At 55.7% G+C, this 15,022-nt stretch carries 13 protein-coding genes and 4 pseudogenes; 1 reads left to right on the forward strand and 16 read right to left on the reverse strand.

The features are described from left to right. Positions 1 to 29: 29 nt before the first annotated feature. The 12 genes and pseudogenes from RCCGE510_RS29155 to RCCGE510_RS29215 form a co-directional block, all read right to left on the reverse strand. Positions 30 to 1,019 (reverse strand): DUF3616 domain-containing protein, encoded by a 990-nt coding sequence (locus RCCGE510_RS29155; RefSeq protein ID WP_007636298.1) that lies wholly within the window; start codon positions 1,017 to 1,019, stop codon positions 30 to 32. A 615-nt stretch (positions 1,020 to 1,634) separates the two neighbouring features. Further along, complete coding sequence (locus RCCGE510_RS29170; protein ID WP_007636303.1) at positions 1,635 to 2,768, reverse strand: patatin-like phospholipase family protein; 1,134 nt, start codon at positions 2,766 to 2,768, stop codon at positions 1,635 to 1,637. 342 nt (positions 2,769 to 3,110) lie between these two features. After that, complete coding sequence (locus RCCGE510_RS29175) at positions 3,111 to 4,319, reverse strand: metallophosphoesterase (RefSeq protein WP_052029512.1); 1,209 nt, start codon at positions 4,317 to 4,319, stop codon at positions 3,111 to 3,113. Between the two features lie 119 nt (positions 4,320 to 4,438). Beyond that, on the reverse strand, positions 4,439 to 5,482 hold the full coding sequence (locus RCCGE510_RS29180) for a heparin lyase I family protein (RefSeq protein WP_157179960.1): 1,044 nt from the start codon (positions 5,480 to 5,482) through the stop codon (positions 4,439 to 4,441). A gap of 249 nt (positions 5,483 to 5,731) precedes the next feature. Further along, positions 5,732 to 6,544, reverse strand: coding sequence for a matrixin family metalloprotease (locus RCCGE510_RS29185; RefSeq protein ID WP_007636309.1), 813 nt, complete (start codon positions 6,542 to 6,544; stop codon positions 5,732 to 5,734). A gap of 282 nt (positions 6,545 to 6,826) precedes the next feature. Continuing rightward, a complete protein-coding gene (locus RCCGE510_RS34930; protein WP_157179961.1) occupies positions 6,827 to 7,018 on the reverse strand; it encodes a hypothetical protein in 192 nt (63 codons plus the stop codon). Positions 7,019 to 7,158: 140 nt separating this feature from the next. Beyond that, on the reverse strand, positions 7,159 to 8,754 hold the full coding sequence (locus RCCGE510_RS29195; protein WP_007636311.1) for a hypothetical protein: 1,596 nt from the start codon (positions 8,752 to 8,754) through the stop codon (positions 7,159 to 7,161). A gap of 43 nt (positions 8,755 to 8,797) precedes the next feature. After that, positions 8,798 to 10,168, reverse strand: coding sequence for a hypothetical protein (locus RCCGE510_RS29200; RefSeq protein ID WP_007636314.1), 1,371 nt, complete (start codon positions 10,166 to 10,168; stop codon positions 8,798 to 8,800). Positions 10,169 to 10,313: 145 nt separating this feature from the next. Next, positions 10,314 to 10,634: a hypothetical protein gene (locus RCCGE510_RS29205; RefSeq protein ID WP_007636316.1), complete on the reverse strand. Its 321-nt coding sequence runs from the start codon at positions 10,632 to 10,634 to the stop codon at positions 10,314 to 10,316. A gap of 118 nt (positions 10,635 to 10,752) precedes the next feature. Next, positions 10,753 to 10,884: pseudogene (locus RCCGE510_RS29210) on the reverse strand (type II toxin-antitoxin system VapC family toxin); the annotation flags it as partial. Continuing rightward, positions 10,881 to 10,970 (reverse strand): annotated as a pseudogene (locus RCCGE510_RS33970) (type II toxin-antitoxin system VapB family antitoxin); the annotation flags it as partial. The pseudogenes RCCGE510_RS33970 and RCCGE510_RS29210, both read right to left, overlap by 4 nt. A gap of 72 nt (positions 10,971 to 11,042) precedes the next feature. Beyond that, positions 11,043 to 11,497, reverse strand: a pseudogene (locus RCCGE510_RS29215) (hypothetical protein). A 295-nt stretch (positions 11,498 to 11,792) separates the two neighbouring features. Between RCCGE510_RS29215 and RCCGE510_RS35750 the strand changes: the two are divergent. Then, positions 11,793 to 12,061 (forward strand): annotated as a pseudogene (locus tag RCCGE510_RS35750) (succinoglycan biosynthesis protein exoi). Positions 12,062 to 12,218: 157 nt separating this feature from the next. Here the strand turns inward: RCCGE510_RS35750 and RCCGE510_RS29220 are convergent. The 4 genes from RCCGE510_RS29220 to RCCGE510_RS29235 all read right to left on the reverse strand — a co-directional run bounded on the left by RCCGE510_RS29220 (position 12,219) and on the right by RCCGE510_RS29235 (position 14,850). Beyond that, on the reverse strand, positions 12,219 to 12,482 hold the full coding sequence (locus tag RCCGE510_RS29220; protein ID WP_007636318.1) for a DUF982 domain-containing protein: 264 nt from the start codon (positions 12,480 to 12,482) through the stop codon (positions 12,219 to 12,221). A 181-nt stretch (positions 12,483 to 12,663) separates the two neighbouring features. Beyond that, the gene (locus RCCGE510_RS29225; protein ID WP_037080331.1) at positions 12,664 to 13,161 is read right to left on the reverse strand and encodes a hypothetical protein; all 498 of its coding nucleotides are present in this window, start codon (positions 13,159 to 13,161) and stop codon (positions 12,664 to 12,666) included. Positions 13,162 to 13,491: 330 nt separating this feature from the next. Then, entirely contained in the window at positions 13,492 to 14,034 is a 543-nt protein-coding gene (locus RCCGE510_RS36085; protein ID WP_007636320.1) for a hypothetical protein, read from the reverse strand. 90 nt (positions 14,035 to 14,124) lie between these two features. After that, positions 14,125 to 14,850, reverse strand: a complete 726-nt coding sequence (locus RCCGE510_RS29235) for a DUF2726 domain-containing protein (RefSeq protein ID WP_007636321.1) — start codon at positions 14,848 to 14,850, stop codon at positions 14,125 to 14,127. Positions 14,851 to 15,022: the final 172 nt, after the last annotated feature.

The raw sequence follows: 15,022 nt of genomic DNA on the forward strand, positions 1-15,022 counted from the left end.
CAGGCTATCAAGTCGATTTCATGTAGTGGTTAGAGTCGAACGATATATTCCCGCGGGCCTCCATCCAGGATGCTGTCGAAGAGCACGAGCAGATGCAAACTGGTTGCATCGTCCTTAATGACAAGCACAGTTTCAGCCTTCTCCGAAGGCGCAATACCGGGCAGGGTCCCGAGCTTTGTGGGCGTGGCGCTCGTACCGTCCCAGAGCCACAGTGATGGCTCGCCCTTCGCCTCCCCGCTCGGGCCTGCAAGCAAGAGGACACCGCTTTTCGCAACCGCCATGTCACGGATTCCGAGACCTGGCTCAAGCTTGAGAGTGTGCAACTTCGCTGCCGGCTTGCCTTTGCCAAAAAGTCTATTAGCGTCGACGCGGAGAACAACTGCGTGATCCTTGCCGGCACCGACTAATGGTGCCCGGAACCCGAAAAGGAGATCGGAGCCCTGGGCGGCAATTCCCTCGATATTTGCACCGTTCTTGTCGAGCTTCACCTCGGCAAATGGTGCCAGTTCGGCCTGATCCTTGATGATCCCGCGGAGTTTCGGAGTGGAGTCGATTGTTGGAGCCACGTCGTCATCGTTAAACTCAAACGCTGGCAAGCCGGCGTTGGCATCGACCGCGAAGCGGAAAACGTGAAAGATCGAGGGCTTCAACTCTCCCGTCTTCCGCGACAAACCGTGGGAGCCGGTTATGTAGAAGGAGCCATTCAGGAAGACGACGCCCTCGGCGTCGATTTCGTCCATCTCGACGCCGTCAACTGTGTCCGGTAGAAGCTTGATCACTCGACCTGGTCTAAGGAGATGAGGGCCGATCGTAAAAAACTCGGCATACTTCTTTTCATCGTTAACGATAAGGCATTGATTTGTGTCGGGAACACAGGCAGCTCCGCTCAAGGCCAGCCGGACCTTGTCGGTTTTCTCGAATTTGGGATCAACGGACCATGATTGGTCAGTGGCGCTGATTTCAGCCGCATTTCCGGCAGAAGCGAAAAGTACCAACGCGGCGATCAGACCAATCTTCATGGAAATCTCCATAGGTGAGCATCATCTCAGCGTTCCTGCGAACGGCTTTCACGCGTAATTGCTTTTTGCGTCTTCCGTCATGTCTCCGATGCGGTTGCAATTGTCAGGCTGCTCGCGAAGGCGCGGTTATCTCGATAGCGCCAGTCGGCTTTGGAGAAGCGCCATGTCAATGAGATAGATCAGCAGGGAATCACCGTCTTCGACAGCAATGCGTTGGACTAGCGAGATGGTGTTTGATGGGTTTGCTATATTCCATGTGATCTGTCCCCCAAGCAAGCGAACCGAATTGTCCGCATAATTGGGATCAAAGCGGATCATCGTGATTGCAGCGTGATTTTTTCGGGGACTGACCGTGAGTTCTGCACTTTCGCGCTAAAATAATTCCCTACTTTCAATCAATTAGAGATTGCCTCGATAAGGCGAATGCGCCTCAATGTTGTTGCCGGATAGTTGCTGTCCAAAAGACGGCCGATGTGAACGTCCGGCTCCAAAGCCCGCATCCGCGTCATGACGCGCTGCAGGCCTGCCGGTCGGCCAGCGTGTTTGTAGAGCGCGATTAGTAGCGCAGGATCGCTCATGCAGCGGGCCCTTCCGCTGGGACGATGTGCTTAGTTATCAGCCAATCCCCGTTGCGGGATACGGAAAGCCCGAGGGAGCATCAATGCCCGTGGCCCAATAGCGCCGCAAGCCCGCATCGGAGACGGCATAGCCCCAGTTGATAAGGCGTTCCTGCTGGATGTTGTCCATCCGGCGCAGTCGCGTGGGAAAGGCGGCGATCAACGCAGTCTTTGCTTGGGGGCAGGGCAACGCATCAGCCAAGCCATAATCCTCAATATTGGTTCGCGTGCTCCAGAATGCACCGTGTCGTTCCTGCCGTGCAAGCGAGCCGACCACCTGGATCATACGTAGGTTGCGGACTTGTTGATCGACCACCTCCAGTACACGCAAGGACTGGCGCGCCCAATCGCCCGGCGGTGAAGAGTCGTCTGCTATGTGACCTCCGCCGTCGGATACGAGTACGGTTTTGCACCGACCCCACACCTGCTGAAGGCCGAGATTGTCGTACACTCCGCCATCAGACAGGGTGATCTCGCTGCGAAAAGCATCGTCGGCAATCTCGCCAGGTGCAGGGGGATCGAAATCACTCGGATCAACATCCAGAACGAACGGCGACAGTACTGGCGGAAAGGCTGAGGACGCGGCTACCGCATCGGCGATCCGCAGTGTCGGAGCGGCAATGCGGCCAATCCGCCAGTCGCGAATTTCTGCGCGCGAAAAGCGGAAGAGCGATCCCGTCTCAAGATTGGTGGCGTTGATGATGAATTGTGGCGCTTCGGGCAGATTTTGCAGCGTGTTCTCGCCAAATAGGTGTTTGGCATAGGATTGCGCAACATAGTGGCCGGCACTGCCCGGCAGAAGTAGTGCCCCGATCACTGATCGCGCATCGATCGTTACCCGCGCCAAATTTCGTAACGGTTCGACAACGTCGCGCTTAAACGCCGGCATGCCGCCTGCCTTCAACCCGTTCCAAGCTAGCGCAAGCACCGCTGCTGTGATCGAGCCGCCTGATACGCTTGAAACTCGTGTAATCTCAAACAGCTTGCCTGAATCCACTAATCGCCACAGCGCTCCGACGTGGAAGAGCATCGCGCGATAACCGCCGCCCGACAGGCAAAGCCCGACCCCATCCACCGGCGCGCCGGCCACCAAAACTGGATCTTTTTGAGGATATTCAACGGAATCAACCATGTTTCGCGCCTTCCGAGGACAATGGTGTGCGTAGTCTAGTCTACATAGGCAGTCCCTGTCGGCAGCGCCGAATCGTCCATTTTCGCCGTTCGCGAGCAATGAGAAGAAATACTATCACAAGCTACAGCCTTTCGATGAATTCTACTAGGTATTTCTCGTGATGATGCTATCCAGTGAAGTAAACTTATGTTCTGTATTCGAGCGTTGTTGACGAGCAGGTTGTTTTGGCAAAGGAGTCTTTAGCTTTGGAACCTGAGCAAATCCTAACGCGGCGCAGATGCGGTGGCGGAACTCACGGGCAACAATCCCCGGCGTCGGCGTGATGCACATTCGGCACGCTTGCTAACGCAACGTATGGTCCGCCAAATCAAGAGTTACCGGGTCAAACGCGGTCGTATACTCACTACTCAATCGCCAGAATTCCGTCTTCAGTTGCGTGGGTGAAACGGTGATGAAGAGGTAGCCAAGCGATGAGAGCGCTGCGTCGTAAGTCGTCGTACGGCTCTCATCTGCTGGAGAGCCTGTCGCCGGCTGCACATGCTGTGGATTTATCCCTCCGGTACCGGTAACGTAGTAGGGAACCTGCCTGCCACCACCCCTTCGTGTGTATCGCTGATAATTGTGGGCATGACCTGAAAGAAAAGCGTCAGGGATAATGCCGACCCGATCCGCAATCTCAATGATGCATCGGTGCATCTCGGTGCTGCCGCTATGTCCGCTCTGGCTATAGGGTGGGTGATGAGTGGCAACAATCAGGGCCTTTTGCTGTTGCTCACCCGTGATTTCGCGCAGCACGGCTTCAAGCCATTGCAACTGGGATTTATCGTCCGACCCATCGGCTTGCAATCCTTCAAGATAACCCGGGTTTTCCAGTCGGTTTGAATAGAGACCTATTATTCGCACGAATGGTGCGTCGAGATACCAATAGGCGCCAGGCAGGGTCATTGTCTGCCGAAAGATACCGCTTCCAGAAGCCTGCGGAGAAATCTGAGGCTCCTCCGTACAGAAATTGGCCAAGAAATCTTTGAGCGAGGGGCTGTCTGCGTCAGATTTCACTTCGCCGTCGTGGTTGCCGGGAATAGCAATGATCTTTCCCGGGTAGCGGCGATACGGCTTGTAGAAGCGTTCGCCGTAGTGCGTTCCTTTACCTGCGCCGTAGACAACGTCTCCCAGATGGAGCAGAAACGCGGGATTGAGGCCGCCAGCACCAGGCTTGAAGTCCGCCGCCATGTCTTCGGCCACCTGCTCAGCTTCTTCAGCATGATTCACGCCGCTGTCGCCCAGTGCATGGAATCGAATTTCTCCAAGTTCTTCGATCTCGCGCACGCCCTCATCGCCAATGATCTCGTTCAACGAAATTCGGCCCCCACGAAGAGGCGTGGGTACTGGTCCCAGCTGTGTTTTGCTCCAGTCCGTAATGCGCCGGCGTGTGTTCAAAAGCTCGCGTTCAGCTGCACCTGGTTCGAAGTAGGGATGGGCGTATCTATCGACGAAGTGTCCGGTCGCATCTCGGCGTTCGCCACTTGTGTCACCGCCGTCATTCAAGGTCATTTCCGCCTCCATTGCTCGAAAATGTTGAACGCTAGGTCATGAATTCACCCGTGATTGTCCCATCCACGCAATTAGTCGGCACTGTGGATCGGGAATGCACACCCATCAAAAAGGGGGCGCTAAGGTGGGGTCAAAGTACCGTTGGCGTCGATGTCTTCTCTTCGCTCACTTCGCACGTAGTGATCGAGGCGAGTGATCGTCTCGAAGTCTGTATGGTTCCGATATGCGCCGAACTTGAAATACTGGTTTTGGTCGGGAAGGAACGGCTTGAAGCCGATGACACCTTCGGTCTTTGAAATCTTCTTTCCATTCGCCCAGATCTCAATCAGACCCTTTTCATTCGGGATCAGACGCAGATGATAGACCATCGTGGTCCATTTTCCGAAAGGGTCGGGTAACGCGTTGTAGCGGGTAATCCTCAGACCCTTCGAACAGCCCGACAAACCAGCGAGCAAAAGCGGCGACGTCCCATGCACGACATCATCGACATCATGCCCCACCGAAAGGGGTTGGTTGTTCGTGTTCATCATCGAAAATAGCTGTGTCGGAGCCACCAGATTGTGCGCATCTCCAAAGCCGGGCTCCACCGGAGCCGAAGACTGGGAAGCGATGTAGACCCTGCACAAAACATCTTCCTTTGCCCGATAAGGATCGGAGTTATCCTGTTCAATCGTGACCGTGAACGCGCGACCATTGAAGCGTTGTGTGAGGATTGGAGCATCTTGAGGAGAATTCTTCTCCTTCCATTGTCCGATCACGAATCGGCCCGTCGTTGGCTTGATGCTCGCGTCGATGTACATATCAAAGCGATACCAGATATCGGTCCCCATTCGGGCGAGAACCTTTTCGCTTTCCCAGAGTTCGGAGCGTTCATAGCCGTCATGTTGGTACGGCCCATCCTCGTGCGCACACCCCTTCGGCAGCATGACGAAGGCCAGGACGTTGTTCTCCGGGAGTGCCTTGACGACCTGGCTGGCCGCGGTCCGACCTTCGCCAGCGATCTTACCGAATGAGAAGCTGTTTTCGTCCCGTTTGCATGTGAACCAGTTCTCGGACACCGATGCGGAGTCGAATTCTTCGGCAATTGTCGCTGACGCTGCCGCAACGGTGGACGTATGTCCAAGCAAACACAAATAGGCAGCGCCTAGAAGCAGACTACGCAATACTGTTTCCTCCTCAGTCCATGTTGACAGCGGCCGTGCGTAGATCGCTGGACGTAGTCGATAACGTTACAGAGCCACGCCGACGTGTCAGCCTCGAGAAACGAATGTCGCTCCAAGGCTGCGGTCCTTGTCTCCCGGACGGTGGCCCGGGCTTGTCATCTCTCGCGCTCCTCAGCAATGAGCGATTTATCAAATCTCCACCCCCGCCCATCTCAGTGCTTGCCGATACCGCGGCAAGTACTCCGGTCTTCATGCTGTCACCGCGGCGATCGCGACTGCCGCGTTGGCGGCTTGGCCGCTTGTATGGAATGGGCTCATAAACTTTATCGGAGTGCCGTTGATTTCCGTCAGTGTACCGGCCCAAGCTCGCTCATAGAGCTTGCGGAGGTCGGCTCGATCCGCATCTGTCATTCTGCTCGCGTCGCCATAGTTCATGATGCTGAATTTGTCATGCGTGCCGAAAATCTCGGAGGGCCAGGCTGTCTCGTTGAGAACCGCAAAAAAGTGCCGTAAGCCGAATACGTGGCCGATTTCATGGGCCATTGTCTCGACCTGTTCAGTACGATTTTGTGCGAACATTTCCGGGTAGATGGTCATCTGATGCTGCCCGGCATCCGGGAAAAACGCGCTGGCGAGCACGCAGCCGCTGTTCGAGCAATCGTCGGCATTACGCATCACGACCTCGAAGTCCCATGCATCGTCCCGATACGCAAACTTCACGGGTGCGGCATCTCCCCACAACAAGATAGCTTCGGCTATTAGCTGGGTAACTGCTTGTTTTGCGGCGGCTGGATCGCGAAACACCTGGAATGACCGCTCTTGAAAGCGCCAGCGCAGTGTGGTGCTCGGCCCCCATAAGGGTATAAATCCCTCTGACGCATCAACCACTATTTCCAGCGGTGAACGGCCGCGACGCATCGGGAAGCCACGACGCTCCGTATCGCAGCGGATACCGGGACGAATAATGTGGACGTTGCTATCCTCCTGCGCGTCCGGCATTAGAGCGAAAGGGTTGTCCTTATCCACCTTTGCGGCGGCTGTTTTGTGTTTTAACTGTACCATTGTTCTTCCTCCAGAATGCGCCACGTCAGCACTTAATGCACTCGAAGCCACAGATGTCGTTTCAAATGATGTGCCTCTGATCGGCGGCCTGAATAGTGCCGAAGATTCAAGCATTATCAGCAGCAAAAACCCACACCGCGTAGCGATTTTCCTCGTAAGAAGAACGTTGCCCAGCGAACTGAGATCTTGTTCCTAGAGGTCACAACAGCCGGACTCACGATCAGATTTTCATTCGCTGACACCGACATAGTCACCACTCCGATACAGCTGTGATTTTTCGGTTCAGCCCACGAAGGCTTCCAAAGCCGATTGCGGCGTCATCGGCACAATTACGTCGATGGATTCTGAAGTATTGGTATCCCGAATTTCGTAGAAGTGTCGTATCGATGAGATAGAGCAACGAGGGTCGCCATTGTCGGCCGCAAGGCGGTGGACGATTGCGAGATTATTTTTAATAAGGTCTCTATTGTCCATGTGAACCGTCCCCAAGCCGGCGGCAAACCGAATTGTCCGCGTGATTAGGATAAAAACAGACCATCGTGATTGCAGCGTGATTATTTCGAGGACTGATCGTGAATTCTGCGCCCCACTCGAAAATAATTCCATATTTTCAATCAATTAGAAATTGCCTCGATAAGGCGGATGCGTCTTAATGTTGTTACCGGATAATTGCTGTCCAAAAGACGACCGATGTGAAAGTCCGGCTCGACAGCTCGCAATCGCGTCAGCACTCGCTGTAGGTCGGCCGGCCGGCCGGCGTGTTTGTACAAGGCTATCAGGTACCGAAGCGGCGCGCGAAAACGTGGCCGCAGAAATAATGCCGTTTCCGCGTGGTCTATGGCGACTTGATAGTCGCCCAATGCCGCGGCAGACATGCAGCAAAAAAATTCGACGAATGATCGGTGGTCGCCGCTTCCAGCAAGATCCAGTGCAACAAGCGCCAATCTCCTGCTTTCCACGAAGTTGCCGGTGACGAGCTCGGTGTTTGACAGAATGGCATGCGTGATCGCATTTAATGGATCGAAGCCTACAGCCCTCCTTGCAAGCAATAGGGAGTTTCGAACCGAGCCCCCCGACAGGTACTCGATGTGCGCTCCCACGCTCAACGCGATCGCACTGCTAGGCGCCTGATGTATGGCCTCGCGCGCCAGCGTCTCGATATCGATGGGATCATCGAGAAAGCTTGAGGTCCGATGCTGGAAATTCGCCAGGTTACGGAGAAACGACCGCCAGGCCAGATATTGTGGTGCTGGCCGAAACTGATAGGCAAGTTGAAGCTGCCGGTCCGCCGCGGCAAGACTGTTCCTGTCGATCTGGAAGAGCAGGCTTCTGCCGCGATTGGCAAATATCGCCGCACAATCAGGAATGCAGAGATCCTCGGTTCTGGTTCGGAAGACGTTGAGAATGGCTTCAAGGATTTCAGCGCCGATGGCGCAGATCAGTTCTCCTTCGCGAGCGCTGAACGATGAATTGCCTGCAAATGTCTTCGTCCAGAATATCCTGCCATCGGGGTGCCGGATTGCCGCATACAAAAGAGACCCGGTGAATGCCGACACAGCAGCAATCGACACGACGATGCCGTGCGTCGGCGGCGGTTGGCCAGCAATCGGCATCAACCCGAATTCGTGGAAAATCTGAAAGTCCGAGAAATCGAGCAAGGAGGCTGTCGTGAGCGAGAAGATGGTTCTGATTGTGTTCTCACTGTTGTCATCGACGATCCCTTCCTGACGAAAGAAGATTGCCAGTCTGGTTAGGCGCCTTGAGTTGGAGCTATTGTCAATGCGTCTGGGAGAGGGCGCCCAAGACAGACGCTGATTGCGGATCCAATGCTCGAATTCGCGATCGCGGATGCTCAGATCACTGAAGAGTTCTAGATCGGATTCATCGCGGGGGAACGAGCTGGCCTGAGATGGCTCGATCGCGAATTGCCGGGGATCAAGAGACACCTTTTCTCGATCAGAGCGAAGGATATGCGCGTATTCGCCCAATGCGCGGCGAATGATTGTCAGTGTCTGGCGCAAGCTCTCAGAACCTTGCTTGGAATCCCGATCACTCCACAATTTGTCCTGCAGCCACTCTCTCGCTCTGCAATGATCAGGCGCGAGTGCCAGCATGGCGAGCACGCCGCGTGCTTTCAGACTTTTGGGTGTCAGGTCCTCACCGTTTTCACCGGTGAGGCGAAACCTGCCATATATCCTGAGTGAGATCATGCCTGCCTCCCTGGGACAGTGATTGAGATCTCTGCGGACGCTGCTACTTGGTAAAAAGGTCGTTGTTCATAATCGTGGTGCCCGCCTTGAACTCGTCGGTTGCGAGCGCTGCGGGGTTTGCCGGCGTATTTTCTGCCGTCGAGGATTTGAAGGGGTAGGGCGTAATGTCGGTGGTCGAGGCGGCATGATCCGGGAATTCGGTGAACACCCAGTTTCTGAACGCCGTCATGCCTTTCGAGACCTGAAGGGTGTAATCAAGCGATTGGGTATTTGGCACCGGGGAGTCTTGCCCGATATTGCGAAAGTATGCCTTGGCGGCAGCATCGTCGAAAGGATCGTAGGGCACGTCCGGAAGCAGAGCGTTTGCCTGTTCCTCATCGGGCGATTTGGGCAGCACGGCCCGTCCCCAGTCCAATGCACGTTGGTGACAGGTAATGCAGGCCGACTTCGGATTGTCGACCGGACCATTGGCTCGGCCGAACAGCCCGAGATTCTGGCGCGGCAGCGCATAGAAGCGGGCGGCCACGGCCGGATTGACCCAGCCTTCTTTTGCAATCGCTGCTTTCTCGAGATAGGTAGTGGCAGAGAGATCAGGATCACTGCCCCAAATCAGGCCGACTGGAACGAGGCGCTCATAGACCGTATCCCCGGGTTGGGTGGCATCATACATGAATGTTCCGAAAAACCAGCCGTTCGGCGAGCGCTTGTCTTTCACCGAAATGTCCATTTGCAGCATGCGCATCGTCATCGTGCTGCCGTCGTCAGCGGCCGCGACGGTCCATTCCTTCGATCCAGTCAGATAGGGCACCTGGGACGGCATGGCTGTCGTAAATAGCATTTTGATACCGAGCGCGCCGTCCGGAAAACTGAAGTCCTTTGTTTTGGGAAAGGTCGGATCTTTCCAGATTGTGCCAAGGCCATAGCACGCCACGTCATTGTAGATTCCGACCGCCCAGTTGCGCGCCCAGTCCTTTTGCAGTTTGTGCAATTCCAGTGGGCGTGACCAGCGCTCGCTGGTCATGCCATGCAACGGCTCGCGCAGGGCCTGAAACCAGGGCGCATGGCACCAGGACTCCACTTTATTGTCTTCAATCCTCCAATCGATATCAGGCTTTGCATTGCTCTTCGTCGCGTAAATGAGAATGGCCTGCATATAGGAGGCCGGCTCTCTAAGAGGATCGATGGTCAGCCAGGGCAGACCGCTTGAATCCGGTGTGGTCTGCGGAAAGTCATAGTGAATTTGAAACTTCCGTTCCTGCTCCGCGCCTTTGAGCGGGCGCGCACTGGAACAGTTGAAGAGAGCGGTGGCGACAGTTGCAAATTCCTTGTTTTCCGGCTCCGGACAGGCTGCCTGCGCTGCCGAGGTCCAGCCGAAAATCGAGAAGCCCAAGAGAAAAAAGGCAGTTCTGTTCATTGTGCGAATCCCTCTGTTCGCCAAACGGCTAGAAATCATCATGCCCCTTGTGATTGTATACTACTATAAAATGCAGTTAGTGTATAGTTACGCAAACACAACCAATCAAGCGCGCGATTTATTCGTGACGGTGTCGCTGGAGACGCTATTGCCGGTCACGAGTTGATTGTTTCCGTAAGAAACACCGAAGCACAATATCCGCCAATAGCCTGAAATTGCTGAAAAACGCTAAATTATTAGATCGCAGAACTGTGTCGTCACTTGCGACAGCATCTTTGTCTAGAAACATAACGCCGCGCTCCGTGATCGCCCGCCGCTCGGCCAAAGCCTTTACCCGCTCACTCTCGATTTCTTTGTCCATGAATATCTCCCCGCCGCCTAGCCTCGGTTCGGACAACTCGCGCAGGCCCGCCTCACTTTTGCGGTTGGCGTCCTTTATGCGAATACCGTTGTCACGCTCCAGCATTTCGACAACTTTGACTAGCGCATCGAAAGATGCTCAGCTAGTTGCTGCCGAACTGATAGCGTCCCGCCATCAGCACCTCCGGATCGATATCCGCAGGGACATATCGGCGCTTTAAGCTAAGGCTGCCAAGTGCGAGCTCTCCGATTACGGCCGGATGGCATAAGAGACGGTCGTCCTCAATAATCCTACGCAGCTCTGAATCGGCATGCCGAAAATGATCGATCCAGATGGACGTGTCGGCAAGTATCACTTGGCAGCTGCGCTCCGGCGGCGTGGGGCTGCCTCCACATCCGGCATAGTTCCGCCGAGGGCGATAAGGCGTTTTCCCGACTCCACATGTTGAGGACAAAGAAAAGGCCGCTCACAGAGGCGGCCTTTCGCGTTTTTGGATAAGGTGAGGGTCTGCGATTAGCCGGCGGCCTTGATGCTCGAGTTGCAGAGGCTCCAGTAGCCGCCGCCTTTCTGGATCCACTTCAAATCTCCGAGCGATCCAGCGTCCTTGGCAGCATGATAGGCGTCGACGCAAGTGTGAAGCCGGCCCTTAGCGGGCGCCTCGCTCGAATATTTCTTGTCGATCGCCTTCGGGAACTTGACGCTCTTCGGCGCCGCGGTCGTCGCCTTTTCAGGCTCTTTGTCGGTGGTCTTTGCGACGTCCGCCTCGTCTTCCTTATCGGCGGCAGCAGCGTCCGCGCCACAGAATTTGGCGCGGAAATCGTTCCACTTCTTATCTTTGGCGGAGCCGTCACCTTTGGCCGCCTGATATTTTGTGCTGCATTCCTTCATCGTCAGCGCGTGCGCCGGCGTCACACGATAAATGCAGCAAGCAACGATCCGGCAGCGGAGAGAAGCAATTTGTGCGACATGTGATTGGCCTCTGTCGATGATGTTGACGTTTCAAATCTTCTCTTCCGCCTACGCTATGGAGCCGATGACGGAAGGGCTCCATTGGGGCTCCTGCTCAATTAACCTGTGATGAACAGTCGTGCTGACAAATCGTCGCAGCCACTGCCCTCGCGGGCGGCCCAGCAAGGTCTGAACGTCGAAGATAAGCCTTTTGGATAGATATTCGCGGCGTTCTACCGCGGTTACAATCTTCGCGCGAAAGGACGAGGATCGGGCATGCGTGCCAGTTAAAGCGATCCGCAGGAGAAATCCGCACTGTTCAGGGCGCGGGGCTTGGTCATCGGCGCGATCGCATTTGGTGCAGCCGGCGGCATGATCGTCAGCGACTTGCTCGCTTCATGGAATGCTTCCTGCGGCGCCGGACAATCGTGCAAGAGCACGGGGAATGTCAGCATCGACACGGGTGAGCGCATCTTCCACGTGCCGGGGCAGCGATACTACGCACAGACGAAGATCAGCCCCAGTATGGAGAACGGTGGTTCTATTCGGAGGCCGAAGCTTCGGCGGCCGGTTGGCGGAAATGAAAGGCGCAATGAAATGGGGATTTTGTGCCGCGTGCTCTCGAGGCCGCTGGCTTGCTGGTTGCGGTGGTGTTCACGTTCTGGCCGAAGAAGATCGTATGATGGATCGAGAACGGATGCTGATGTTCAAAGGCCAATGAGTTCGCGCTCCCTCTTTTCATCAGTAAACGACGGTTAGTGCAGCGATACCCGCCTCATCGGCCGCACGCAAAAAGGCTTCCCGAAATTGCTCAGGCGCAATCTGCCCGCTGATCGCAACGACGCAGGCCTTCACCGCGCTGACGTATTCTTCGCCGTCATCGGAGGGCCAGTCCTTGATCAGCATATGCGCTGCATCGCCGAGCGTGCGCACGACCTTATGGGTTGGCTGACCGCCCAGGGCAAGCCCGACGGGCGTGAATGTCGATGATGTGTTCCAGTTCATTGCCCTCGACCCCTCAAGGCGCGGATGCTGTGATCCCAAGCGGACTATACACGTGCATTCTAAAATTCTGAATTAACGAATTTGGCTGCTTCGTCGTGCGACCAAAGTCTGCAGCACGAGAGGAGAGGGGCGCTCGACGACCTGAGGCGTAAGCCGCCGCTGGCGTGATGACGGATGAAGTTCATTGGGCTTTGGGCAGATCGCTCCACCTTATCCTCAGCAGAGGTTTGGCCGTTTTGGGAAGCTTCGAGCGATCAACCATGCGCGATGAGACTTCAAAGTCGGCGTTGATCTTTACGACGAGCAGCTTGCTGAAATTCCCCGACACCTTAACGGAAACCTGGTCCTTTGACTTGAACGGCGTGATGGTTTTGATCTCCACGTGATCATTACCAAGCCGACCGTCGGCACCCTGCGCGTAGGTCTTGTTCAGCTTAATGCCGTAGGTGATGGCGCCGAACAGCTCACCAATGACCCCATACACGTCAAGATGACGACCTGTCTCACGGTGATGGCTTCCGGCCAATGCCAAGAGGTCCTGAAAATACGGGATCAGATGTCGGATCGCATTGGGATATTTGGCACGCCACTCGTGATATCGGAGTTGTTCTTCCACGTCGGACCAGGAAACCCACTCGCCGTCGTCATAGAAGGCTCCATTCCAGATATCAGCATCCATTTCAAACCTCTTGGAAGCCGATTTTCGCGACGCTGCCCGCGCGATCTTATGATCTATCCATGCAGAAAGCTCGTCCCAGAGCGCTCGGTCTCGGCCGACTTGGCGGGCGATTGCACTGATCTGCTGGTAGGAGATAGGCGTGATCGCCCCTTGGCCACCGAGACCAGGATCCATCAGGCCTCGTTTCACTTTTCGCGCCGTTGAAAAACTTGGGTGATCGGCAAAGGCTACCAGGGCCGTGGCTTGACGGTTGCGGTGCTTGCCGATCGCCGCCGCCAACACGGCGTTGCGCATCCACTAATAGGCGTCTCCCTTAAAAGGGCAGGGCGCTTAGTCAGCACCCGGATCGAGCTCGAAGATATTTGGGATGTATTCCCAGTAGCGGATGCTCTTGCCTGCCAGAGCGCATCGCGACCGCACGCCATTGCCTGGGTTGGTTTGGTCTTTGTAGCTACCGCTGCATGGGCGTTCGCCCGAGCGAGAAACAGCCGTTTGGCTACATTGTCCTCCTGGTTCGGTGAACTTGCACTCGATGACGAGTGCTGCCGCAGATCCGACGGCAAATGCATCGACTTGCGTGGGCCGGGGTTCTCCCAGAAGCCGATCGGTATCGGTCCACTCGAGTGTTACAGTCCATGGGCCACCCGGTGCCACTCCCACACGCTCGGCTATGGCGTCGAAGACGCGATCGCGATCCGTGCTCATCTTGAGTGTGCCGAACACATCGATTGCGATGGCTTGCGACGAATGCGCCTTGTAGGCTTGAATTCGATTGGTTCGATCACGATGCCAAGGGAACGCCGCCCAGTCCTCGATCGCTCCGCAACTGGCCGGAAACAGATTTTCGCGAACTGCCTGGAGATCGGAGATCATCTCGGATGCGCCTCAATTCCATCAAGCCAAGAAGATGGTTTGCTCCAATCGAAGAGACTCGACCGTGCAGGCATTCGTGATGGGACCGCTTTAGGTGGCACTCGGCTTGTCCACCAGCTTCTCGACCAATCGTCTGAGTTCCGACGGGGTCGTTTGGCCTGCCACCACCTCATAATAGCCGATCCCGGCGCGTCGCAGCGCCTCTTTCTTTACGGCGTCGCGTGCGGTCGCTGCGGCTTGATGATGCGCTCCGCCCTGGTATTCGATGACGTGCCGCGGTTGGCAGTTACCGTCCACGAGGAGCAAGTCGACACGTTTGGAGTTGATGCAACTGTAGGCGTCTGCGTCGGCACTTCGCAGGATCTCGCCCATTGAAACCTGTGCCATCACCTGCCAGGAGGAATTGCAGCCGATCACGACGCTGTCGAGTTCCCGAAACACCCGGGCTTCGCTTTTGTTCAGCAATGGTTGAATGGCGAAATCCGAGCGCATGACGATACGCAATTGATCCGCGGCGTCGACTGGTCGTGATGGCACCGCAGCTGGCGTCTGAAGCCATGGCCTCCGTACGATGCGCTCATTCCAGCGCTGTTCCTCCGAGCGCGACTTGCTTCTCTCCAGCCACGTCTGTTTGCTCATCGTGGCGAGGAACTGCTCAACGGTCATGCCGATAATAATACCGACAAACAGCGCGGCGATTAGCAGTTCCGGCTTTTCGAAGTCTGCAATGGTTATGCCGCCCGAAGCGCCGACTGAGGCGGCCCCGATGATCAGCCAAGGTGCTGCGAACAGCACCGACCTTTGGCGATATTGCATGCCCCTCTCCGGATTTCCCTCCAAGATAGTATGGCGCTTTTACGGCGCGCGGAAAGTTATCCAAAAGAATGAGATCTCGAAGGCATGAAGCTTCCAGCGAGGAACCGATATTGGCTCTAGCGGTCCGTCTATATCCGCCTCGGCCCAGGACGTTCCTACGTCCCTGGCATGG

The organism is Rhizobium sp. CCGE 510, from assembly GCF_000292525.1.
In the GTDB taxonomy this organism is placed as follows: Bacteria; Pseudomonadota; Alphaproteobacteria; order Rhizobiales; family Rhizobiaceae; genus Rhizobium.